18 protein-coding genes are annotated in these 22,812 nt (G+C 59.7%); 9 read left to right on the top strand and 9 right to left on the bottom strand.

Features of this window, described 5'->3' with window-relative positions; genetic code table 11:
* Positions 1-51 precede the first annotated feature (51 nt).
* Positions 52-864 (top strand): hypothetical protein, encoded by an 813-nt coding sequence (locus tag Pan189_RS19620; RefSeq protein ID WP_145365778.1) that lies wholly within the window; start codon positions 52-54, stop codon positions 862-864.
* 80 nt (positions 865-944) lie between these two features.
* Positions 945-1,349: a hypothetical protein gene (locus tag Pan189_RS19615; protein ID WP_145365777.1), complete on the top strand. Its 405-nt coding sequence runs from the start codon at positions 945-947 to the stop codon at positions 1,347-1,349.
* Between the two features lie 67 nt (positions 1,350-1,416).
* Here Pan189_RS19615 and Pan189_RS19610 read toward each other — a convergent pair whose 3' ends face one another.
* From Pan189_RS19610 to Pan189_RS19600, 3 genes are all read right to left on the bottom strand, one after another.
* Positions 1,417-2,634: a hypothetical protein gene (locus Pan189_RS19610; RefSeq protein ID WP_145365776.1), complete on the bottom strand. Its 1,218-nt coding sequence runs from the start codon at positions 2,632-2,634 to the stop codon at positions 1,417-1,419.
* 342 nt (positions 2,635-2,976) lie between these two features.
* Complete coding sequence (locus Pan189_RS19605; protein ID WP_145365775.1) at positions 2,977-3,519, bottom strand: adenine phosphoribosyltransferase; 543 nt, start codon at positions 3,517-3,519, stop codon at positions 2,977-2,979.
* Positions 3,516-5,459 (bottom strand): serine/threonine protein kinase, encoded by a 1,944-nt coding sequence (locus Pan189_RS19600; protein WP_145365774.1) that lies wholly within the window; start codon positions 5,457-5,459, stop codon positions 3,516-3,518. The genes Pan189_RS19605 and Pan189_RS19600 overlap by 4 nt, the downstream gene beginning before the upstream one ends.
* 141 nt (positions 5,460-5,600) lie before the next feature.
* On the opposite strand from Pan189_RS19600, the gene Pan189_RS19595 reads away from it, so the two are divergent.
* Positions 5,601-5,975: a sirohydrochlorin chelatase gene (locus Pan189_RS19595; protein ID WP_145365773.1), complete on the top strand. Its 375-nt coding sequence runs from the start codon at positions 5,601-5,603 to the stop codon at positions 5,973-5,975.
* 28 nt (positions 5,976-6,003) lie between these two features.
* Here the strand turns inward: Pan189_RS19595 and Pan189_RS19590 are convergent, their stop codons facing one another.
* A complete protein-coding gene (locus tag Pan189_RS19590; protein ID WP_145365772.1) occupies positions 6,004-6,783 on the bottom strand; it encodes a ThuA domain-containing protein in 780 nt (259 codons plus the stop codon).
* Positions 6,784-6,808: 25 nt separating this feature from the next.
* Complete coding sequence (locus Pan189_RS19585) at positions 6,809-9,091, bottom strand: efflux RND transporter permease subunit (protein ID WP_145365771.1); 2,283 nt, start codon at positions 9,089-9,091, stop codon at positions 6,809-6,811.
* A gap of 69 nt (positions 9,092-9,160) precedes the next feature.
* Here Pan189_RS19585 and Pan189_RS19580 point away from each other — a divergent pair, with 69 nt between their 5' ends.
* The 4 genes from Pan189_RS19580 to Pan189_RS19565 all read left to right on the top strand — a co-directional run bounded on the left by Pan189_RS19580 (position 9,161) and on the right by Pan189_RS19565 (position 15,312).
* A complete protein-coding gene (locus tag Pan189_RS19580; protein WP_145365770.1) occupies positions 9,161-10,735 on the top strand; it encodes a hypothetical protein in 1,575 nt (524 codons plus the stop codon).
* 182 nt (positions 10,736-10,917) lie between these two features.
* Positions 10,918-13,947: an LPS-assembly protein LptD gene (locus Pan189_RS19575; protein ID WP_145365769.1), complete on the top strand. Its 3,030-nt coding sequence runs from the start codon at positions 10,918-10,920 to the stop codon at positions 13,945-13,947.
* A gap of 161 nt (positions 13,948-14,108) precedes the next feature.
* Positions 14,109-14,429 carry a diacylglycerol kinase gene (locus Pan189_RS19570; protein WP_310820808.1) on the top strand — a complete coding sequence of 107 codons (321 nt, stop codon included), beginning with the start codon at positions 14,109-14,111 and terminating at the stop codon, positions 14,427-14,429.
* Positions 14,430-15,114: 685 nt separating this feature from the next.
* Positions 15,115-15,312 (top strand): hypothetical protein, encoded by a 198-nt coding sequence (locus Pan189_RS19565; protein ID WP_145365767.1) that lies wholly within the window; start codon positions 15,115-15,117, stop codon positions 15,310-15,312.
* Positions 15,313-15,386: 74 nt separating this feature from the next.
* Here the strand turns inward: Pan189_RS19565 and pckA are convergent, their stop codons facing one another.
* The gene (gene pckA, locus Pan189_RS19560) at positions 15,387-16,973 is read right to left on the bottom strand and encodes a phosphoenolpyruvate carboxykinase (ATP) (RefSeq protein ID WP_145365766.1); all 1,587 of its coding nucleotides are present in this window, start codon (positions 16,971-16,973) and stop codon (positions 15,387-15,389) included.
* 153 nt (positions 16,974-17,126) lie between these two features.
* Positions 17,127-18,521: a sulfatase family protein gene (locus Pan189_RS19555; protein ID WP_145365765.1), complete on the bottom strand. Its 1,395-nt coding sequence runs from the start codon at positions 18,519-18,521 to the stop codon at positions 17,127-17,129.
* 124 nt (positions 18,522-18,645) lie between these two features.
* Here Pan189_RS19555 and msrA point away from each other — a divergent pair, with 124 nt between their 5' ends.
* Positions 18,646-19,122 (top strand): peptide-methionine (S)-S-oxide reductase MsrA, encoded by a 477-nt coding sequence (msrA, locus tag Pan189_RS19550; protein WP_145365764.1) that lies wholly within the window; start codon positions 18,646-18,648, stop codon positions 19,120-19,122.
* 90 nt (positions 19,123-19,212) lie between these two features.
* Positions 19,213-19,614: a hypothetical protein gene (locus Pan189_RS19545; RefSeq protein ID WP_145365763.1), complete on the top strand. Its 402-nt coding sequence runs from the start codon at positions 19,213-19,215 to the stop codon at positions 19,612-19,614.
* A 67-nt stretch (positions 19,615-19,681) separates the two neighbouring features.
* Here the strand turns inward: Pan189_RS19545 and Pan189_RS19540 are convergent, their stop codons facing one another.
* Together Pan189_RS19540 and Pan189_RS19535 are read right to left on the bottom strand one after the other, a co-directional pair.
* Entirely contained in the window at positions 19,682-20,704 is a 1,023-nt protein-coding gene (locus Pan189_RS19540; protein WP_145365762.1) for a serine/threonine protein kinase, read from the bottom strand.
* 242 nt (positions 20,705-20,946) lie between these two features.
* Complete coding sequence (locus tag Pan189_RS19535; protein WP_145365761.1) at positions 20,947-22,782, bottom strand: HTTM domain-containing protein; 1,836 nt, start codon at positions 22,780-22,782, stop codon at positions 20,947-20,949.
* Between the last annotated feature and the right edge of the window lie 30 nt (positions 22,783-22,812).

The raw sequence follows: 22,812 nt of genomic DNA, 5'->3' as shown, positions 1-22,812 counted from the left end.
CCCGTCAACGGGTATCATGGGACCGAGTCGTTCGAGCAGAAGGAGTTTGCCATGCGCAGCATCGCTACAATTTTGATCTTGGTTTCCGCTTCGAATTTCGCGGTTGCCGCGGAACCGTTCTTTCAGTTTCGATTTGAATGGGTGACGGAAGACGATCTCAGGCGTGACCGTGACGAGGCCCCGTCACGAATCGAAGTCGAAATCGGTCGGCCCGCCTTGCCGCCGCGTCCCTTCGTGCCGGAATCCGACACTTGGTCGCCGGTAGCCCCGGTCACTCCCGGAGAGCCGACGCTTGCGCCGCCCGCCCCAACCGATTCAGTTGCACCGATCGAGCCGGACGAACAGGACGAGTTAGGCGCTTCAACCGACAGTGTTCCCATGCCGGTTGAGCCGACGGAATTGGCCGCCGCACCGTCCGACGGACCGGAAATGCCCGACACCGACGTGGCCGAGTCAGAAGGCGGTTTGTCGGAACGCGAGCAAAAGTTTGCCGACCTGCTCACGAATGCGGTCATGACCGGTTCGTTCACGATTATCGGGAAAAACAACGAAAAATTGCGACCGGAACGCTATGAGATCGCCTCGGCTAAGAAACTGAGCGACAGCAAATGGGCGATCACGGCTCGAATCAAGTACGGCAAGAACGACTTCAACCTGCCGATCGTGGTCGACGTCTTCTGGGCCGACGACACACCGGTCATTTCGTTGACCGACCTGACGATTCCCGGGATGGGAACGTTCGGAGCACGCGTGCTGTTCCACAAAGAGAAGTACGCCGGCACCTGGCGTCATGACGCTGTCGGCGGGCACATGTTCGGTACGATCAAACCGGCCGAACAGACGCTTCCGAACGCCGGTGAGTAGGAGCGGCTTGGTCGTCGCCTGGCCACGATCGTGATGGCGACAGTCCGCGTCAGCGAGATCAACTCTCAGCGAGGCAGCCGATGTCTTCGACCCGTCCCGAAGAGCCTCACACGCCGAATAACGACGAAGAGCAGTTTCGTCCGTTCGATATGGCTGAGGCGACGATGGCCGTGCTGCGGATGTTGTCGCTGCTGATCGCGATCGGATTGCTGATCTTCGCCGGTTTTATGGTCGTCCGGGTGTTCGAACAGATCGGCTCGATCGTGACCGAAGGCAAGGGTTTCGAGAAAGCCGCAGCACGCATGGAGGAACTGATCCATGCCGACAAGCTCAGCTACAAAGACCCGGCGCGGAACATCGACATTGAGGCCGGACCGCTGGTGGCAATGATGGTGCTCGGCGGTTGGTACCTGCTGTGGATATGGATCCCGCTGGCGTTGCTGAAGATCGCGGGATCGATCATTCCGCTGGCCCTGAAGAAGTAGTGGGCGTGTTGCCGGAATGAACGGGGGACCCACGGGGCGGTGCCCGTGGGCTTCGGGGTGATCACACTCAACGTTTGAGTGCTTTCTTGATCGCGGGGAGTGGCACGTAGATTTTGGCGAGTTCGAGAACTTCGTCCCGAACTCCGAGCAGTTGATCTTCGCGAGAGAGCTCAGCGCGCACCGGCACGGTGGAGACTCGGACGCCGTCTCTTTCGAACAGCAGTCTCGCTCGGGCGAGTGTCGCCGCGTCGGCCACAACGAGTAACGACGCCGATGCCCATGTCTCGCGAATCGTGGCGGGCACACGATCGAGGCTATCGGCAATGACGGAATCGCCGCTACTTGCCGGATCGGTTTGCTCGAAAACGCCGTACTCGACCACTCTGAACGAGGCGGCCTCGCCGGTGACTTCGCGCGCTTTCTCTCTCACGAGTTCGGACATTTCCACGTTGTCGCGATCGATCAACGCGACCACCTGTTCGACCGGGCCGCGATCGTCGATGCGACCGGCGGTGGAGATGTGTGTCAGCGGGATGGCGACCGCCGTCGCCGAGAACGCGATGGCCGCGAGAATCGTATTACCGAAGGAACCGCGGGCCGGCTTGGAGCGCAGCCCGGCCATCGCGACGAGCAGCAGCACCGCGAAGTATGTATCGAGCGGCACGGCGGGACCGGCTGCGAAACGTCCGGTCCTCAACGCCTCGTAAAACAAGATCGAGTCGCGAATGCAGAACCCCGCGGCAATGGCCGCCGCGAGCGACGCTGCAAATCGCACGGTGCCCGGCAACCGCGGGTAGAACGCGAACAGGGTCAGCAGACCACCGAGAGCCCCCATTGCGATCCGAGCGGCATCGGGCGGAAGCGGTGCGAGATCGATCCACCAAAATGAGCTGGCGTCGCGCCCGAACAGCGTGAATTCGAACGCGGTCAGAATCGCGAGCAAACCTAGCGCGAGCGAGATTCCGCGGCTGACCCCGACCCACGCGGGTGCGACCGCGTCTTCATCGGTCGAGGAGCCGAATCGCGGTCGTTCGTATTCGGCGAGTGCCTCGCGCACGGTGCGATATTGTGGTGCCGCTTGCGAACGGGTCGACGCAGACTGGAGGGTCGACCCGCGCGGCGCCGGGGCATCGTGTGATGACGTCCCGAAGTGAGGCCCCCCGGTGCCGACGTGAACCCGACCGACGGGGCGGCGTCGCGGCTTTTGATGCGTGAAGGGCGGGGCGAGCCGGGGGCGCTGCGTTTCGGAGTGCGACTGCGGTTCGCGTTGTGACCGGGAATTCATCCCGCGGTCCTCTGTGATATTCGCATTCGGGCACGTCCCGGCGGAGTCATTTTGCCGGAGGTGAAGTCGTTATCTGAAAGACGGCCTGAAGTCGGCTCGGTTGCTCTATGACGGGCCCGCGATCTCCGAAAGACGCGCACCGCGCCCCCGACGATCTCCTCAAGCATAGGAAATGGTGCGGGAGTGCCGTCAAGAGAGGTTTCGGCGAGGCCGCGGCCCACAAGCCGCAAATCCGAATGAACCGCAGTTTAATCGATGCAGCAAAAAAGCCGCGCGTTCGACAGAACCGCGGACCGAGCCCGGGGCAGAATTTCGATCAATCAGCACCGCCCGCCAATCCAATCAATACGTGATCAACGAGCAAATATCGTATTGATCGAGCCCCTTCCGGCCGTCCAAAAAGCCGAGTTCGATCAGGAATGCGCAACCGGCGATCGAGGCCCCGGTCTGTTCCGCGATGGAAACACACGCTTTGACCGTGCCGCCGGTGGCGAGCAGGTCATCGACCAGCAGAATTTTGTCGCCGGGCTGCACCGCGTCGGTGTGCATTTCGAGCGTGTCTTCACCGTATTCCAACTCGTAGGTGAAGCTGTGCGTGTCACGCGGCAGCTTGCCCGGCTTGCGGACGGGGACGAATCGCGCTCCCAGTCGCAGGGCCAGTGGGGCGGCAAAGATGAAGCCGCGGGCTTCAGCAGCGATGATCGCGGTAATATCCTTTTCGCCGAAATGCGCCGCGAACCGATCGATCGCGGCACCGAAGGCTTCGGGCGCCGAGAGCAGCGGCGTGATGTCCTTGAACAAGATCCCCGGCTTCGGGAAGTCGGGCACATCTTGGATATACGATTTCAAATCGACATCGCCGGGGGCGATTGCGGTTTCGCTCATGATGCTTCGGGGGCTGTTTGATCTTCGGGGGCTGTTAAATCTTTGGTGTCTGACGGATTCGGAGGGGACGGCCGATTCAAGGGCGACGGTGCGGGTTCATTCCCGTCCCGTTCGCCTTCTAATCGGCGGATCGCCGCGGAGGCGAGGTCGCGGACTTCCGGGTCATCGTCACCGTACAAAAACAGCAGGGCCTCGTACATCTTCAAAGCCCGAGTGCGTTCCACCTGTTCGCCCGAAAGTTCATAGTCGGCCATTGCGGTGGCGGCCCGGTCGATCGCGGCATCGACAAATGACGTCGTTTTGTCGCCACTCGAATACCCATCAATACGAGTTTGCAGCTCGTTGAGCCGTTGACGTGCGGCTTCGAAGCGATCGTCCTCAAATCCAGCCAATAGATCACGGAGTGACCCCAGTTGAGCGGTGGCTCCGAGAATGTCACCTTGCTCGAGCTTGGCTTCGACCTCATCAAGAATACGCTGCGGTTCGCCGCTCAATAGCCGATCGCTCGGGGCGGGTTCTCCTGCAGAGGGATCGCGATCCGCTTCGGCCGGAGGTGCGGGGCCTTGGGTATTTCCAGTCGATTCGTCCGTTACTCCCAAGGTTGGCGGAGTACGGTCAAGCCTCGATTGTCCGGCGCCCGTCACAGCCTGCCATTCGGCAATCTGCCGCAATAGCGGATCGACTTTCGGCCCCCATTTTTCCGGGTCGATTTCAAGCAGCGGACGAAGGTGATCGCTTCGGGCGACCAACCAACGATTGCTGGGCGGTTCGGAAAGGACGCGTTCGGCAATCTCGAACCGTTCTTCCGGCGTCACGTGGTGATATTGGATCCACGCGTAACCGCCCAAAATGACGATGATCAGCAGCGAAATGAGCACCCAGGTGTTGTCGAAGAATCGACGGAGCGGCGAGTTCGCCTCGGCTTCGATCTCCGCCCGCATGAGTGAACTGACAAGGGTGGCTTCGCCGGGACCCCGGGAGCCCATCGGGGCACTCTCCGTTGTGCCGGGCGCTGTCTGCGTCGGCAGATCGTTACCTTGAAACTCCGACGAGGGATCATCGATCGGCCCATCGACCGTTGTATCCTCGACCGGCGGCTGCTCGGATTGTCCGGTCGACAGTTCGACTTTCGGAATGATTTCTTTCAGCCGGCGCGACAGCACGAAGGCGTTGGGCGGCCGCTTCGAAGGGGCTTTCTCCAACAGCGAGCAGACGAGGTCGTCCAGCCAGATCGGAATATCTTCGGTGTATCGACGCGGTCGGTCGAATTGTCCGTAGCGGTGCTGGCGGATGACGTCGAGCATTGTGTTGCCGCTGAATGGCGGGCGCCCGGTCAGCATCACGTACATCAGCGCGCCGAGCGAATAGAGGTCGCTCTGTTTGGTCGCCCGCTTCCCCTCGGCCTGTTCGGGCGACATGTACTCGGCCGTTCCGATGATGCCACCCGTCGCGGTGAGCTTTGTCCCGGCAAAGACCTGGGCCACGCCGAAGTCGAGCAGCTTGACGGTGCCGTTATCGGCAATCATCAAATTGCTCGGTTTGATGTCACGGTGGATGATGCCGACGTCGTGGGCGTGTTTGAGGGCCGAACAGACCTGAATCGAAATCGCGATCACCTGTCGCCAGGGAAGCTTCTTTTCGCGTCGGAGAATCGACAGGAGCGTCTCGCCTTCGGCATATTCCATGGCGAGAAAATAGATGCCGTCTTCGGTGCCGCTTTCGAATACTCGGACGATATTCGGCTGGTTGAGTCGACGCATCGCGTCGATTTCGCGTTCGAAGCGGGAGACAAACCCGGGTTCGCGAGCCAGCGAGGCGGGAAGTACCTTTACGGCGGCGCGGCGGCCCAACTCCTCATGCACTCCAAGATAGACGTCTCCCATTCCGCCGGAGCCGAGTTGCTCTTCGATTCGGTAAGGGCCGACCTGCGAAGGCGTCATGGGGCTTGTTTCCCGCTGATCGGAAATTCCAGGGCGGTCCGAATCCGCCCACACGCTAATATCACCTCAATGCATCATCGCATGACCGTCCCGCGCAATCCACCGCCGGGCCACCTGCGGCACTCCAACTTTGATCGCACTATGTCGACCGCTGTCCTGTTGATCGCCCACGGAAGCCGACGCAAAGAGGCGAACGATGACCTGCACAAGCTCGCTACCATTGTGTCGGAGCGAGGCTCGTATTCGATCGTCGAGATCGGATTTCTCGAATTAGCCGAGCCGGACATCCCGCAGGGTGCCGCGCGGTGCGTCGAACGGGGCGCGACGACCGTCTTGATGTCGCCATACTTCCTATCGATGGGGCGTCACGTCGCCAGTGATCTTGACGATTTCTGCAAACAGTTTGTGGCGAAATATCCGAACGTCCGCTTTCACGTCTGTCCGCCGCTGGGACTGCACGAGAAGGTGATCGACGTGATCTTCGATCGCATCGGCGAGGGCGAAGCGGCGATTTGAGGCGAGTCGTCGCAAAGAGTCGACGGAGTCAGTCGATCGGTGACGAGGGGTCGTCTTTGTCGATCGCCCACTCGATCGCATTGCGGAGCAGCCTCTTGAATTCCGGCTGCAAGAAGTCCTTCGGGTGCCCGAGGGATGTGTAGAACACTCGGCCGCCACGGTAGGCGTGCGTCCAAGCGAGCGGTTCGCTGTTATTGTCCTCCACGCTTCCGCGGAGCAAGACGGTCGTCCCTTTCTCAAGGGGTGACGTCTTATAGAGCGACCCATGCGCCCGAAAAGGAGTTTCGATGCCCTTCAATATGGGATGCTTCTCGCTCGTACTTTCGGACGAGACGATACACTTGAGGTCGGCCGGGTAGTGGTTGGTGTAGTTTCCGCCGAACACGTCGCGATCAAAGGTCTTCCACTCACTGTGCCCTGCGGGCGGCGCTAACCTCCGTTGGTGAAACGCGTGACTGGCGGTGCGAAGTCCCACCACCGGGCCGCCGCCATTAAGATATTTGCGGATCAAGTCAAGTTGCCGCTCGGCTGGCGTCCGCCGGCGGACACTGAGCACGAGAAGGTCGGCTTCGCTGAGTTGTTCCAAATTGTTAAATTGATTCGGATGCTCTTCGGAAGCGAACACAAACTCGGCCCGAAAACCGCGTGGCTCCAGTTCTTCCTCGAAGAAATCCGGAAGCGTTTCTTCGGTCCGGTATTCGCGTTCGGCGATCATGAAGACGATGAGCGGGGCATCCGCAAAGCCGTCGCGATTGAACGAGAAAACCAAAATCGCCGTTGCAATGACAAACAATAGAAAACGCTGCATGACGATGACTCGGTGTTGATGTGAATTACTCAGCAATGACTTGTGGTTCCGGGGCGGTCGGCGGAACCGGCTCCGACACTATTGCGGATTGCGGATATCGCAGCGTGAGCAGCATCGGGAGCAAAATCAAATTTCCGGCCAGTCCGCCGATCAGGGCCAAACTGGTCAGCAGCCCGAAGTAAACCAGCGGGATAAAGTGCGAGAGCGATAGGACACTAAAGCCGACCGCGAGGGCGAGGGTGGCGAACACAAGGGCACGACCGGTCGAGCTGTGTGTTTCCAGAATCGCCTCCGCAACGGAGCAGCCACGTCGCCTGGCGGATTGGAAACCGGTGAGGTAATGGATGCTGCTGTCGATCGTCAGCCCGATCGACACGCTGGCGATCATCGCCGTGCCAAGATTAATTGTCAGTCCCAGCCAACCCATGCCGCCGAGGACGATCGCGATCGGGAATACATTCGGCACGATCGAGAGGATCGCCAGTGAAACGCTTCGCAGCGCAATTCCGGTCATCGCGATGACCCCGCAGGCGGCGACGCCGAAGCTTAAAAACTGATCGGCGAGCAGGCTTTCGATTAAGAATGTCAGCAAGACATAAATGCCGGACACTTTGGCGTCAGGGAAAACCTGCCGGGCCTCTTGCGCGACCGCATCAATGATTCGTTTCTTTTCCGAAGACTGGGTTCGCTCGGCGGATCTTAAGATGATTCGCATGCGTCCCGCTTCGCGATTGTAAAGGCTCGGTACCAATTCGGGTTGCAAGCCGCTAAGGAGCTTCAAATTTCCTTCGGGTAAGTCGCTTGAAATGATCGGAGGAATCAGGTCGAGTCCGTCCGTTAAAGAAACGACATTCGTCAGCGGCTCTTCATTGCCTTCAATTGTTAAAGATTTGAGTCGCTGGCTCAGGTCCCGCGTTCGGTCGAGATAGTCTTTTGTCAGCTCATCGGGCGCTTCGAAGTTGACCTCCCACGAGCCTGCTCCGCCGAGCCGGTCTTCGATAAAATTAAGGGCGACGATGACCGGGCTGTCTTCGCGGAAGTTCTTGCTGAAATCGGTCTCGACGTTTAAGCGAAACATCCCGGCGACCGACGCGATGATGAGTACGGCTGTCCCGGCCCCGATCATTAGGGGAAACCGCCGCACCGTGCGCGCGGTTAAGAGCAGCGTCGCGATCAATGCCCCCTCGGCCGGCGGGCTTTTCAGGTCGACCCATTTCTTGGCCAGCAGGATCGTCCCGGGCGTATAGAGGGCCGTCGCGAGGAGGACCAGCCCGGTGCCCAGGGCCATCATCAGACCGAAACTGCGAACCGGCGTGATATTGCTGACGGTGAGCGAGAGAAAGCCGATCGCCGTCGTCGCCGCGGCCCAGAAGATCGGCCCGCCGAGCACCCGCAGCGTACGGTACAGCGCCGCCTGAGCCGAGTGATTCACGCGTTCGGCGCGAAATCGCACGGCAATATGGGCGACGGCGGCGACCCCGATAATCGTGAGCAAGGCATTGAGCATGGAACTGACCATGCTCAAACGCGCGCCCGCGAGTACCAACAGGCCGCGCGTCCATAAGACAGAGGCCACCACGATCAGCAGCGGCAGGGTGACCCAGCGCAAATTCTGAAACAGAATCAGCAGGCCGACGCCAAGCAATACGAAAGAGACCAGAAACAGGTTGAAGCCGTCTTCCTCGACATAGCGGAAGGCGTCGTAAACCTGAATCGGCTCGCCCGCGACATACGCCTTCGGGTCGTGCTCCGCGGCTAATTCGCGAATGCGGCGATAGGTGACGGCTCGATCAACTGTCGCGTCATCGGCTGATTTTAGGCGGAGGACCACCGCAACGGTCCGGTCGTCCTCCCCGATCAGCAGTCCGCGGGATAACGCGATCAACCGCTTTCGCATCGTGATCTGCGCGGCCCGTCGGGCGAAGACTTGGAAGGGGCCGAATGACGACCCGATCGCCGAGTCGAAATTCTTCAGCGTGAGCGTGTCGGAAATATTCTGCGTGCTCTCCGGCTCGATGCCGGGGACCTGAGAAAGCGTGTCCGAGAATCGCGAGATCTGTTCGAGGCTTTCGTCGGACAGGGCGTCGTCCTGTTCCCACGCCACGACGACGAACTCGTCACCGCCGAACAGCCTTCTACTTTTTTGGAATTCCAGCAGCCGCGGATTGTCCGGCGCGTACAGCGATTCGATCGTGCGGTCGAAATCGAGCTGCATCGCCGGGCGGATCGCGAGGAGCGTCGCGATGACGGCGACCAATAGCAGCGGGATGCGGTAGCGGATCAGGAATGCGATGCCGGTGGCTTTCATACCGTGCCGCTGAACAAGGGCGGGCGGTCATGCTACGATCGGAAGTGACTTGGAACAGGATAGAATTCGATGACCACCCCGGCGACCCGCTCCGCATCGGAAGGGGAAAAGTTTATTGGTGCGCCTCGACACCGCTGGCGTTGGATCGCGTTGATTTGCGTCATCGCGTGCCTGTCACGGTCGGCGGTCTTCGTCCGGTATTTCGATTCATTTGCGGAGGACCCCGACGCGTATTATGCGCTGGCTTCCGGTCTTGTTGAGCGCGGGGAATTTGGAACCGATAGGCAAAGGGCGTATCGCCCGCCGCTGTATCCGCTCGTCGTCACCGCAGACGTGGCGGTGGATCGGCTGACTGATTCGGCCGTGGGACGCGGAATCACGATCGGGTTCCTTCAGATTCTGTTCGGCGTCGCCACCGTGCTGTTGACCGAACGGACGTGTCGTAATCTCGGATTGGGCAATTGGTCTTACGCCGCGGCGCTGATCGTCGCGCTCGACCCGATTTTGCTTCGGTACACGGCCTACGTGATGACTGAGGTGTTCTCCGCCTTTCTCGCAGCGCTGCTGCTGTGGCTGATTTCGATGCTGAGCGTGACACCCAATGCAGCCGCGCCCGGCAGGAAGCGGATCGGGGACAACGGTTCGATGAGCGAAGAAAAACTTTCGCCGTCAGATGATCCCCTCCTTACCAGTCGGGGCTTCGATGAGGGCGACTCTTGGAGACCGGTACCGGTTCTCCGCAAATACGGCCTGCCGTTGGCAATCGGGGTCGTCTTCGGACTCTGCGTGTTGTGCCGACCGACGTTTGCGGCGTTCGGCTTGTTGGCCGCTGCGCTATGGGCGTTTTGGAATGTTCGCTCGCTCGTCCGCGGGCAGGTTCGGCTTCTCGCTCCGGCGATGATCGTTCTGGGGTTCAGCCTGGCGATCAATCCGTGGGTGATCCGAAACACGATGGTCTTCAACCGGCCTGTCATGCTGACGACGCACGGCGGCTACACGCTGCTACTTGGGAACAATCCGACGTTCTACAACGAGGTCGTCCGGCAGCCGATGGGGACCGTTTGGTCTGCGGAGAGCCTGCACCGCTGGCAATTCCTTCAATCGTCCATCGATCACCCGTTCATCTACCATTGCTTTGCTGATCTCGACGGGAAGAGGGCAGATTTTCGGCCCCTTGAGTTTGAACCTGCTGACTACCCATTTGATATCACTAAAGAGCTTGATCCGAACTCACCCCTCGTAGAGCTCCATATCGACTCGTATCAACGCAAGCGGGCGATTGTGAACATCCGCCGTGATCCAAGCGGGGCGGCGCGGGCGATCATATTGCGCCTCTCCCGCCTCTGGTCGCCGGTCCCGATCGGCCCCGCCCGTGAGGGCATTCCGGCAATTGCGATCTGGGGCGTCGGGATTTGGAACGCCGCCGTGTTTCTCCTTGCGGCTATAGGACTTGTGCTCGTCGCACTGCGACGGCGTAGGCAGTTCCTTCCGGCGATCCTGTTGATCTTAGCGTTCACGGCCGTCCATACCCTTTACTGGGCGAATGCTCGGATGAGAGCTCCGCTGGTCCCTGCGATCGCGGTGCTCGCTGCCATTCCGCTTCTTGAAGCGAATCGGTGGCATAAGTCGAGATTTGTAAAATAGTTACGTCGATAAATTGTCGTAAGCCCCGTATTGACAGCGACTTGCCGCCGGACCTAAACTCCGCGCCGAACACCTCCGTCGCCGGAATTCCATTCGGCGGCTCCACCCGCGGACAGGATGTCCGCTCCACGCTGATCACCTTCGATGTCTGACGCCGCTCCGGAAGGATTCCGGGAGAATCCGTGCTGGGCCATTTCCCCAATCAGCGAGTAGTCCTCGCGACCGTTCGATCGTGCGCTTTCGCCCTGTTGGCGATGGCCGCGCTCCCGGTCTGTGCCGAGGACGTTCCGCCCGCCCCCGCTCCACCGCCGGATCCCGATCCCATTTCGGTCTCGGCAGGCATGGCGCTGGAATGGCGCGAGGAAGGGTTCGACGTCACGCTGCTGCGAACGCGGGTGAAAATCGAACAGGGCAACTTCACAGCCTCGGGCGAGAGCGCGATCATCTGGAAAGACGCCGCCGGGCGGGTTCTGCTTTACCTTGAAGGTGACGCGCGAGTGCGGGGCGGCCCGGCCCGTGGCAATTCCGGCTTGATTCGCCGCGATGGTTCCGGCGGCTTGGAACTGGACGTTGCCTCACGCAATCCGATTGAACAATCGGTCGCGGTCGAAGATCCGCTCTATCAACGTGCGCTGGCTCGGTTGAAATCGGAGATCGGGCAGTCATCCGATGAGCCCGGCCGAGCCGCGGTGACGTTGGTCGACCCGATGCCGATCGCCGAACTTCCGGCGCCTGATCCGAATTCTGAGCTCGGGGCCCTTCGCCGCGTGCGGATTTTTCCGCGTAGCGCGGTCCCCTACGACGTTCTGAGTTATGAGTCGACCAAGACGATTCCGTCCGAGCAGATCATCGTGCTGACCGGCGGCGTCAATTTGGTCATCGACGGCGTGCAACTGGGCGAGACCGACCTCGTTGACCTGTCGGCAGATCGCATCGTGATATGGACGAGAACCCCGGGCGGCGGGTCGGAATTTCAAGCCGAGAGTGTTCAAAGCCGAGATACACCGTTCACCGTCTATCTCGAAGGCAATATCGTCATTCGTCAGGGCGGGCGTGTGATGCGGGCCAAAAAGGCCGTCTACGACGCTCGCCAAGAGAAGGCCCTACTTGACGACGCGGAGATCCGGACGTTCATGCCCGATCTCGGGGCGGAACTTCGCGTCCGGGCCGACAGGCTCCGGCAAATCACCAAGAGCCGATTCAAAGCGGAAAACGCCTGGCTCTCAACGAGCAAGTTCGGCAAGCCCGGCTACCGCCTGCAGGCAAAAGAAATCTTTCTGGAACCGCGGTACGACGTGCCTTGGCTGGGACTGGGGGACACCGTCGTCGATCCGCGCACCGGCCAAACGACAACGGAGACGCCATGGTTTCGCAGCTATGACAACAAGTTCATGGTGCATGACGTCCCGATCTTCTATTCGCCCAAGCTCTCCGGCCCGGCTACCGATCCGGGCATTCCTCTCAAAACGCTGTCAGTCGGCTTCGATCAGATATTCGGGGCCAGAGTGCAAACGGCGTGGGACGTCTTTTCCGTACTCGGGCAGGAGCGTCCGCCGAACGTCGAACTCAACGTCTTGGCCGACTATTACGGTAAACGTGGTCCGGCGACCGGCTTCAGCGGCCGGGCAGCAAGAGTCGACCCGTTGGGTATTCCGGGATATTCGACGACGAACTTCCTCGGCTATTACGTCAACGATGGGGGCGAGGACACGCTTGGCGGCGGCTTACGCGGATCGATTCCGATCGAGACGCAGAATCGCGGGCGACTGCTCTATCGCCATCAGCATCAATTTCCGGACGGATTCGGCAAAGTCGATCATTCTCGGATGCTGTTCGAAGTCGGAGTCGAGTCGGACCGGAACTTCCTCGAGCAGTACTACCAGACCGAATTTCGCAGCGACAAAAATACGGAGAACTATCTCTACTTTTCCCAGGCAGTCGAAAACTGGGCTTGGAGCGGCCTCGGCTTTGTGCCGGTCAATGACTTCGACCCGGCGACCGGGTGGTACCCGCGATTCGACACATATGGCCTGTCGGAACCGCTGTTTGACGGACGCCTGACTTGGTCTCAGCACACACAGGCGGGTTACGGCGACATCAATCCCGGGGACCTGCCCGATCCGAACGTCTACGGCGCAGGCTACGCCAACAGTTTCACGCCGCTCCCTTATCTTTCCGACGTCGAAGGCGGCGTGTTTATGACGCGTCACGAATTGGCCGCTCCGTTGTCCTTCGGCGCGCTCAACGTCGTTCCGTTCGTAATGGGGGACGCACTGTTCCAGCAGCAGGGTCTCACCGGCGACGACATCACCCGCTTTACGATTTCACCCGGACTTCGAGCCAGTATTCAGGCCAAAAAATTGTACCGGAATGTGCACAGCCGACTCTTCAACGTGAACGGCCTGATGCACAAAGCGCGGCTTGAAGCGGAATACCGCTACACCGATACGACGCAGCCGCTGGGAGAAATCGCGCAGTACAACGATCTGGACGATGACGCTCAGGAAATCACTCGAATGAACTTCGGTCGACGGCCGGATCAGTTTGATCCTCGTTTGTACGGCATTCGAACCGGGGTCGGCCTGCCGGTCACCAGTCCCGTTTACGAACTGGTCGAAGATCAGGAAGTGATCCGACTGGCACTGAGGCAGCGCCTCCAAACCAAACGGGGTCCGCCCGGCAACCTGAGAATTCAGGATTGGATGACGCTCGATCTGGAAGCGTCGCTGTTCCCCGATGCCATGCGAGACAACTTTGGCGAAGAACTCGGCCTCGTCGGCTTCGACTACCGTTGGCACGTCGGAGACCGAACCACGTTGTTCGCCAATGGAACGACTGAGTTCTTTGAAAACGCGTCAAAAACCTACGCCGCCGGATTCGAACTCTCACGCGGTCGGCGGGGCACATTCACCTCATACTTCCAGCACATTGACGCGGGAGGTGATCCGCTCAATATGCTCATTCTGAGCTACCAGTACGAACTGAGTCCGAAGTGGCTGACGAATGCCAGCTTTATTGTCGACATCCAAAATCCTGAAAATCGCGCTCAGGTCGCACAACTGACCCGAGTTGGTGCCGATTTCCTTTATCACTTCACGTTCCAAAATGATGTCGCAACCAACAATGTCGGGGGCGGTTTCATGATCGAGCCGAGATTCGGACCGCGTGCGGCCAATCCCGGCCTGGCCGGACTATTTGGGCTGGGGCGTTAGCACTCTTACTGATATCAATCGGCAAGCTGTTTGCAGCACGGAGGCGAAATGCCATGCAAGTCGTGGATCGAAAAATTCGACGTGACGCACCCGACGGCGAACGACGGACCGTCCGTCGCCGCGCGGGGTGGCGTCATCGGCTGGCTGAAGCCGAGCGAGGGATGACGCAGGCCTTTCGCCGCGACAGCATCTTCTTCGTCCATTTCTTCAGCGGCGCCCTGGTTGCTGCCGGCGCGCTGGCGTTCGGGCTCACGGCGATCGAATGGTGCGTGCTTGTATTTGCCTTTGCCGCGATCATTGCCGCCGAGTTGGTTCACCAAGTGGTCTTGGAATTTGCTTCCGTCCATGAAGATCTACCCGCCGATTCCCATCGGCGGATGACCCGACTGGCGATGGCCCTGGTCATGACCGCCGGGGCGGCTGCGGTGATTACCGCCGCTGCGATTTTCGCTAAACACATTTACGTGGCGTTTAGCGGCTAAGCCACCGTTCAGGCGAAATCCACTTTTCAACTCATCGCTGATCGCATAGTCTTTCGTTATGAGTTGGTCATTTCACCTTAACGACATCGGTCGGAAGGTCGTCCTTTGTGCGGCCGCGCTGGCGCTATTTTCCGCGCCGGTGGCCGGGTCGTTGAAGCTGAGGGGGAACTGTTGCTGCAGCGATGTTGCGAAGAGCTGCGCTTCCGCCGAGCCGGTTGTTTCGCCCTGCTGTGCGGGACCGGCTAAAGAAGCAGATAAATCGCCGACTGCCTCGTGCTGTCGCCGCCCTGATCTTCAGCCCAATGGATCTGATGATGCGGATGAGCCGACAAGCGCTCAGAGCAAAGGGCCGAGCCGGTGCGCACTCGGATTGGGCGGGTGCCAGTGCTGTCAAGAAATTCAGAATGAGGCGATTCCCGAGCAGCCGAAGTCGGAATTGGTGTCGGTCGCGAGTCTGAGCCGACCGACCGTTCGGCCGGCCGCTCACTGCACAATCGCGGTGACGCGGGATCAACTCGACACGCCGTCTCTTTCGGGCCGAGAAGTCCGAACGAAGCATTGCTCCTGGCGGAATTGATGCGACTTGCTCCATGCCCCCGCAACGGGCTGAGAGAAAACTGTCCTTCAATTTCACTCGTCGCCCCGTGCGGCGACGAGCCTACTATCAATACCCAGGAGTAATTTCATGTTGACCAAAATCAGTGCTGTCGTCGTGGCCGCAGTGTTGTCCGCCGGGATGGGGTTCGGTTTCGCTGGCCTCACCAGTTCGGCAGGACCGGCCTGTCCCTGTGAAGTCTGCAATTGCACCGGTGAGTGCGATTGCCCGGAAACGGGCGTGTGCGTCTGCGGAACCGGTTGCTGTGCGGACGGCTGCAATAAGTAGTCTGACGGCGATCGTCGTCATTAACTGAAGTAAGGTCGGCCGACGTTTTCGTCGGTCGGCCTTCATTTTTGTTTCTAAATTCGCGGCCCCGCGGCTTTGACCTCGTCAGTACACAGCGGCGCGTACTGCTCGAAGTTCTTAGCGAACAGACCGGCAAGTTTTCTCGCCGACTCGTCAAACTTTACGGGGTCGCTCCAGGACTTCTTCGGAACAAGGGCTTCCGGAGGGACGCCCTCACATTCGGTGACCACGTGAAACCCGAAGACCGGGTCGGCTTCGGTTGGTGCATCGACGAGTTTGCCCCTGTGAATCGCGTCGACGATCGCTCGCGTCAGCTTGAGTTTCATTCGCGAACCCTCGCCGTAAGCGCCACCGCTCCAGCCGGTGTTGACCAGCCACACATTCGTGCCGTGTTTGCGAAGTTTCTCGGCGAGCAGTTCGGCATATTTCATCGGACTCCACACCAGGAAAGGCCCACCGAAGCAGGGCGAGAACGTCGCCTGCGGTTCGGTCACGCCCATCTCAGTGCCGGCTACCTTGGCGGTGTAACCGCTAATAAAGTGATACATCGCCTGTTCCGGCGTCAGCTTGCTAACCGGTGGGAGTACGCCGAAGGCGTCACACGTTAAGAAGATCACATCAGTCGGGTGTCCGGCGACGCAGGGAATCTTCGCGTTCTTAATGAACTCGATCGGATACGCGCCACGGGTGTTCTGTGTGAGCGTGGTGTCGTGAAAATCGACGTGGTGCGTCTCCGCGTCATAGACCACGTTTTCCAGCACGGCGCCGAAGCGCAACGCCTGGAAAATGTCGGGCTCCGAAGACGGCGTCAGGTCGATGGCTTTGGCGTAGCACCCGCCTTCGATATTAAAGATTCCGTCGTCCGACCAGCAGTGCTCATCATCGCCGACGAGCAGCCGGTCAGGGTCGGCCGATAAAGTCGTCTTGCCGGTCCCCGAAAGGCCGAACAGCACCGACGACCGACCGGTCTCTCTGTCTGCCGTCGCAGAGCAGTGCATCGACAGGATACCCCGCTTCGGCATCAAATAATTGACGAGTGTGAAGACACCTTTCTTCATTTCCCCCGCGTATTCGGTTCCGAGGATGACGAACTCACAGGTCTCAAAATTGAGGTCAACGCTCGTTTTTGATGTCATCCCCGTCGTCTGCCGGTTGGCGGGAAACTCCCCGGCATTGAAAATGACAGCATCGGGCTCGCCGAATGTTTCCAACTCATCAGGCGTCGGCCGAATGAGCATCGTGTGCATGAACAACGCGTGGTAAGGTCGCGAACAGATCACGCGAATCTTAATTCGCGTTGCGGGGTCCCAGCCGGCGAACGCATCAATGACATACAGCTTTTCTTTCGTGTTAAGAAAGTCTTTTGCTCGTTCCAGGTTCGTATCAAAAATGTGCTGGTCGATCGGAATGTTGACCGTGCCCCACCAAATGTCTTCCTCGGAATTCGCGTGGCGAACGATGCGTTTGTCTTTGGGAGACCGCCCGGTCTTTTCGCCGGAGTAAGCGATCAATGCTCCGGAGTCTCCGATGTTGCACTTGGAATCTTCACGCAGAGCTTCCACGTAGAGCTGGGCCGGGGCGAGGTTCCGACGGATGTCGTGGACCTGCAGGTCATATTTATCGAGGTCGAGGGGGAACACGTCGGCTGACTCCCGGGGCGTGACGCCCCTGAAAATATCGGTCTAATATATTCGTGAAATAACGTCTAACGAAAGACGGCCGGTCGGCCCCGCGAAAGCTGACGGCCATGAAAAACAAGGAATATCTCGGCAGTCCGGCGAATGGGGAATCTCTTATTGAGAACCCTTGGTTCGGTCCGATTTAAATTGCGATCGCAGGTTGTCGGTCTTCGTCCGCATTCGCATCAGAATGTCATCAGTTGCCGGATCGCCGGCAAGATTGACGAGTTCGTCGGGATCGTCTTTCAAGTCGTGCAGAAATTCATAGGGCGGGTCCTGCTCGAAATAGCGGGCATATTTATATCGTCCATCCCGCACACCCGCCCACTTGGGAATCCGCTTATTGTCCATTAGGTGCTCACAGAAGAACTCGTGACGCCATTCGGACAAATCGGCGTTCTTAATAATCGGCGCGAGGCTCATTCCCTGATACCGCTCAGGAATCGGGAGTCCGGCGAGGTCGACGATCGTCGGGGCGATATCGATATTCAATGCGATTTGTGACGCGACTTTGCCCTTGGCATCATCCGGCTGCCGCGCATCGCGGATGACGAGCGGCACCGAGAGCGATTGTTCATAGTGAGACCACTTTCCGGCGAACCCCCGCGAGCCCATGTAGTAACCGTTATCGCCCAGAAAGATGACAACTGTGTTGTCATCCATGCCGAGCGTTTCAAGTTCGTCCAGCATCCGGCCGATGGCGTGATCCATCCCGCTGAGCATTCGGAAATAGCCACGCATATTCTTCTGAAACTTCTCGGGTGTATCCCACCGCCAGAAGTAGCGGTCGCGGTTCATTGATTCCTTAAGGAACTCGGGGTGTGCTTCAAAAATCTCAGGGTCGGAAAGTTCCGGTTCGGGGAAGGTGACGTCGGTGTAGAGATCATTCGACGAGGGCGGCCACGGATAATGGTCTTTCTTGTCGGAGTCTTCCGCGTGCGCGGCGTTGAAACTGACGGAGAGGCAAAATGGCTGATCAGCAGACTGTTTCTTCAAGAATTTGATCGCGATATCGGCGGTCAGGTCGGTCAGGTGTCGGCGGGTGCCGTCGGGCCGCACTTTCCAATACGGGTTCCGACCCATCGGACGGTAGAAATCAAACATCTTGCTCTGCATGGAAGCGTCGTAATGAATGCCGATCTTCCCGACGAATCCCGTGTAGTAACCGGCCCCGTGCAGCAGCCTCGGATAACTGATCGCGCAGTAGCTCCAGTGCAGCGGCGGGGTGCCGAACGTAAACTGGTGCGTCCGCTCAACGAGCCCGGTCAAAATCGACGCCCGGCTCGCGGCGCAGATCGAGGTCGTGACATACGCGTTCTCGAATCGGACGCCCTCGGCGGCGAGACGGTCGATGTTCGGCGTCTTGATGATCGGATGCCCCGCGCAGCCGAGCACGTCACCTCGGTGGTCGTCGCTGAGGAGAAAGAGGAAGTTGGGCCGCGATTGATCTTCGGCGTCAGCGAACACCGCGATGCCGCAAAGCACGGCGAAAGACAGGAGAACTCTCATCGTTCTGATTTCCCGTTAGGTCAGCGAGCGTCGATCGAGAGCTTAGGGGCTGACAATGGTAAGACGCAACTCGCCGCCGCCCTGGTAGCGCGTATGATGGAATACGACTTTCGAGGAGAAATCGATGGCAACTGAAAAAGCAACGTTTGGCGCGGGCTGTTTCTGGGGGGTTGAAGATGCGTTCCGCAAAACGGATGGCGTCGTCTCGACACGCGTCGGCTATGCCGGTGGGGAGTCGGAGAACCCGACATATAAGCAGGTCTGCTCCGGCAGCACCGGCCACGCCGAAGTGACCGAGGTCGAATTCGATCCGGAGATCGCCAGCTACGAGCATTTGCTGGACGTCTTCTGGAAGATTCATGACCCGACACAACTGAATCGGCAGGGACCCGATTACGGCTCTCAATACCGGTCGGTGATCTTCGGGCACGACGAGGGGCAACTCGAAGCGGCCCGGACGTCGATGGCGGTGCAAAACGAATCGGGTCGGCACCGACGACAGATCGTCACGCTGATCGAACCGGCTCCGACGTTCTACCCGGCCGAAGACTACCACCAGCAATACTTCGAGAAGACCGGCCGCAGCGGCTGCCACATCTAAGGGGCGGGACAGACGTCATGTAACGCAGCTTAGAACCCGAGCACCGCGTTCACTTACCTCTCACCACCAACCTCTCACCTTTCAGCCGTCATGCCTCTGATCGCCAATCGAGTCACGGAGCGCGACCTGCGGGATTGGCTCGACGCATCGGGATATTTCGGCCGGTCTGCCCGGGTCACCGAGTTGGAACTGGCGGCGATCAGCCGACCCGGTTGGGTTCAGTTGTTCCGCTTCGCCGTCGAGGCGAAACACCGGGAGACCGAGCAATGGCAGTCGATTGCGGGTTTTCTCAAAGACGATGAGCGGTCCCGTTACGAGGTGCGGGTCCTGAGTGACGAGTCGGACCGCGATCGGCTCTTCGCGGCGATGACGGACGGCATGATTGCGATCGGTCGCCGGGAGAAGAGCGATATTCGTTCCGCATTGGTCCTCTTCGCCGTGTTCGCCATCGCCGTAGCTGCGATCTTTGCGATGCTTCGATTGACGATTTAAGGACGATTGCAGAATCGTTCGGTGGAGTCCCTTGCTCGCGGCGCGGGCTTGTCACGACGACGGGATTTCAAGAGACGAACTGGCCGAGTGTCGCCAGCAAGATCGCGACGAGGACGATCACCGCGATCATGAGCCAACTGGGTGTTCTGACGTCGGCGGGCCTCGTCTCACGAATCAGTTCGGCCAAAATGGGCTTGCGGCGCTCGATCGCCCAAATGTCTGGCTTCTGGCGAGACTTCCGCTTGCTCTCACGTTTTCCGTTCGACTCGTCCCATTTCATCGTGACTTCAGCCAACATTCCCTGGACGGTTCGCGCGTTGAAGGGCCGTTTCTCCGGGTTCTTCTTCAGCATCAACTGCACGAGGTCGTCGAGTTCTTCGGGGATCGACGGGTCGTAAATTGAAATGGGAGGCGGCGGCGTTTGCAGGTGCTGGTCGAAGATTTGGGCGAAATTCTCGCCCTGAAACGGCGGCCGCCCGGTCACCATTTCGTAAATCAGACAGCCGAGGGCGTAGATGTCGGTCTTCGGGCCGATCGCCCGCTCGCCGCGGATCTGCTCCGGCGACATATACATGTAAGTTCCGACGGTCAGGCCGCTTTGCGTCAGCTCGGTCGCCCCGGTATCGAGGGCGATGCCGAAGTCGCCGAGTTTGACCGTGCCGTCGTCGGCGAAGAACAGGTTGGCCGGTTTCAAGTCGCGATGGATCACGCCGTGATTATGCAGGTGCTGCAGGGCGCTGCAGACCTGCCAGCCGATCTCGACGGCGTCCTGCCACTGCAGGCTGATCTTATTGCGGAGCAGTTGCTTGAGCGTGCCTCCCTCGACGAGTTCCATCGTGTAGTAAAGCTGCCCCTTGTGGCGGCCCCAACTGTGGAGGGCGATCACGTTCGGGTGACTGAGCCTCTCAAGGATTTCGATCTCGCGGTTGAACCTCGCGACGATGTCTTCATCTTCGGAGACCTGCGGCAGCAGGACCTTGAGCGCCACCGCCTCGCCCGTTTTGTGGTGGACCGCCCGATAGACCGTCCCCACGGTGCCGCGGCCCAAAACGGTCCCCAGCACGTAGTCACCAATGCGCTCGTCGCTCATCCTTGGCAGCCCCGGCGCGTTCGCCCCACGTCAACTTCCGGCCGACATCGACGAACGCCGCCGACGGCCCGCTTGCTCAATGAACTGCGCATTGTGAACGAGGCCGGTACCAGCCGCAATTCAGCCCCGATCACGTCGCGGGGTCAGTGCCCGCCGAAAATAGAAAATCGCCGAATACAAGCCGCGCACGAAGTAAGCGGATCGAGACGCCTTACAAATCCGCTAAACTCATCCGCGTCTCGCTAATCCCATCGGCGAATCTCGGGCCGCAGGGCTTCGTTTGGCAGAATCCAATCCGCCGGGGCCCACGTCGCATTCTTCTGCGAGAGATCAGCGTCCGGCGAAACCAGGAGCTGCGGCTCTCGGGCATTGAGGGAGACCGCGATATTGGCCGTCACTCCGACAGGCGCGGCGAATTCCTCTTCGAATCGCTCGGCCAACTGATGCGCGTACTGCCGGATCAATTCGGGACGGGTCGACATCGTCGAAGCCTGCCGCGGTGTTAATTGCGTCCGTGCGATGAAGTCGTCGATCCACTGCTCGAACGCGGCCTCGCGATCCGCCTTGTTGCCCGCTCCGCCGCGCCGGTCGTAGCGAAAGTCGGTGCCGGGCGTGAAGATCGGCACGTCCGCCAGCGTTCGGCCGTCCTCTCCCACGATGAAGAAGTGAGCGTAGTCTGCGACCTTCACCCGCAGCTTCATGTGCCAGGCATATTTGTGTCCTTCCTCGGTCCAACTGACGTCACCCGGATAGAGCCAATGCCTTAGCGGCATGAGGCACTGCCAAGTCATGAGTAGGACCAACCCTGTCAGGACGACGGTTTGCCCCCAACGTCCCTGCCGTGCCGGGGAGCGATCTTTTAGCGGTTGAGGCATCTGCTCCTGACTCACGGAGAGGTCGCGAAGGGCTCGTGGGGGAAAGAGCAGGACCGCCGCGGCGATTGCTGAGACCAGTAGCAACGCCAGTCCCGCCCATTGCGGCTCGAACAGAATACCGGGCACGGCGACGTCAAACAGGAGGGCACCGACGACTTGGATCGCAATGAAACCGATCAGCCCGATCAGCCGCGATCTTCGAAAAAGGAACAGGCTCAGCGCGGCCGCGCTGAGTCCGGCGACGACGGCGTTCTCCATCGGAACAGCCTCATCGGTGATCTCCAAAATGCCGAGAATCTGTCGGATGACGATCAAACTACCGTAGATCCGCAGCAGGGCGAGCGGCCTGAGCGGGAAGGGCGGCCAAAGGATCACCGTCGCCGCGAGCATGAACCACGGGAAGATGCCGATCCGAAACAGCATGTCGTTCATCAGATGGAACGAAGCCGCCACAAGGAGTGCCGGGATTCGTGTCGGCTTCCACCACAGCGCCGGCACAATCAGCAGATCGAGCAGCAGTCCGCCGTACGCGAAGAGCAGCGCGACCCAAACTTCGCCGAAAAATGGTCGGACGAGCGGGAAGTCGTCGTTCGCCATCAGCATCAATTGCATCGGAATGCCCGAGAGCCAATCGGGATTGAGCTTGGCGATCCCGCCGAAGAAGTACGCGACACCGATTTGAAAGCGAAGGAGTTCGCGGACCCATCGCGGCATGGTCTGCGATCGGATTGCCGGAAAGAGCTTTGCGTCGAGAGAGAACGCTCGATACGCCGGCAGCAAGCACATCAACCCGCAGATGATGACCACCAGATAAAAGTGGTTGAGGTAATTAGACTGGTCCAGCAGGAAGATGTAGCTGAATGTCAAAAACAGCAGCGGCATCGTGATGCGATACAGCAGCCCCGCGGCCACGCAAATCCCGAGGCCCCCGAGCGCGTAGAAGACACCCGTCAGCCACGGGTCGGGGAGCATGGGAACCCATCCGAAACCGAAATAGGTGAACCGCAACGGCGGGTCGAGAAAGAGCGATTGAACCCAGCCGGAGCTGAGAAAGCGGTACGATTCCCACAGCAGAATCAGGCCGAGCCCGATCCGAAAATAAACCAAAGTCGCGATCGAAACCGGAGCAAACAACCAACTCGCCGGCGGCGACGCGTGCATTGTAGAGGAGTCGGGCGGAGGCGGCGCGGTCACGGCGGACATTACGAAACTGAGGTGCGGACGAGGCGCTTA

This window comes from Stratiformator vulcanicus (assembly GCF_007744515.1).
Classification (GTDB): Bacteria; Planctomycetota; Planctomycetia; order Planctomycetales; family Planctomycetaceae; genus Stratiformator; species Stratiformator vulcanicus.
The sequence above is the reverse complement of the archived record's forward strand: the minus strand, read 5'-3'. Positions and strand labels throughout refer to the sequence as shown.

What these genes read in the sequence shown, in the direction of transcription:
- Pan189_RS19620 (WP_145365778.1), top strand. Translation starts at nt 52, where the DNA reads ATGCGCAGCATCGCTACAATTTTGATCTTGGTTTCCGCTTCGAATTTC.
- Pan189_RS19615 (WP_145365777.1), top strand. Translation starts at nt 945, where the DNA reads ATGTCTTCGACCCGTCCCGAAGAGCCTCACACGCCGAATAACGACGAA.
- Pan189_RS19610 (WP_145365776.1), bottom strand. Translation starts at nt 2,634, where the DNA reads ATGAATTCCCGGTCACAACGCGAACCGCAGTCGCACTCCGAAACGCAG.
- Pan189_RS19605 (WP_145365775.1), bottom strand. Translation starts at nt 3,519, where the DNA reads ATGAGCGAAACCGCAATCGCCCCCGGCGATGTCGATTTGAAATCGTAT.
- Pan189_RS19600 (WP_145365774.1), bottom strand. Translation starts at nt 5,459, where the DNA reads ATGACGCCTTCGCAGGTCGGCCCTTACCGAATCGAAGAGCAACTCGGC.
- Pan189_RS19595 (WP_145365773.1), top strand. Translation starts at nt 5,601, where the DNA reads ATGTCGACCGCTGTCCTGTTGATCGCCCACGGAAGCCGACGCAAAGAG.
- Pan189_RS19590 (WP_145365772.1), bottom strand. Translation starts at nt 6,783, where the DNA reads ATGCAGCGTTTTCTATTGTTTGTCATTGCAACGGCGATTTTGGTTTTC.
- Pan189_RS19585 (WP_145365771.1), bottom strand. Translation starts at nt 9,091, where the DNA reads ATGAAAGCCACCGGCATCGCATTCCTGATCCGCTACCGCATCCCGCTG.
- Pan189_RS19580 (WP_145365770.1), top strand. Translation starts at nt 9,161, where the DNA reads ATGACCACCCCGGCGACCCGCTCCGCATCGGAAGGGGAAAAGTTTATT.
- Pan189_RS19570 (WP_310820808.1), top strand. Translation starts at nt 14,109, where the DNA reads ATGACGCAGGCCTTTCGCCGCGACAGCATCTTCTTCGTCCATTTCTTC.
- Pan189_RS19565 (WP_145365767.1), top strand. Translation starts at nt 15,115, where the DNA reads ATGTTGACCAAAATCAGTGCTGTCGTCGTGGCCGCAGTGTTGTCCGCC.
- Pan189_RS19555 (WP_145365765.1), bottom strand. Translation starts at nt 18,521, where the DNA reads ATGAGAGTTCTCCTGTCTTTCGCCGTGCTTTGCGGCATCGCGGTGTTC.
- msrA (WP_145365764.1), top strand. Translation starts at nt 18,646, where the DNA reads ATGGCAACTGAAAAAGCAACGTTTGGCGCGGGCTGTTTCTGGGGGGTT.
- Pan189_RS19545 (WP_145365763.1), top strand. Translation starts at nt 19,213, where the DNA reads ATGCCTCTGATCGCCAATCGAGTCACGGAGCGCGACCTGCGGGATTGG.
- Pan189_RS19540 (WP_145365762.1), bottom strand. Translation starts at nt 20,704, where the DNA reads ATGAGCGACGAGCGCATTGGTGACTACGTGCTGGGGACCGTTTTGGGC.
- Pan189_RS19535 (WP_145365761.1), bottom strand. Translation starts at nt 22,782, where the DNA reads ATGTCCGCCGTGACCGCGCCGCCTCCGCCCGACTCCTCTACAATGCAC.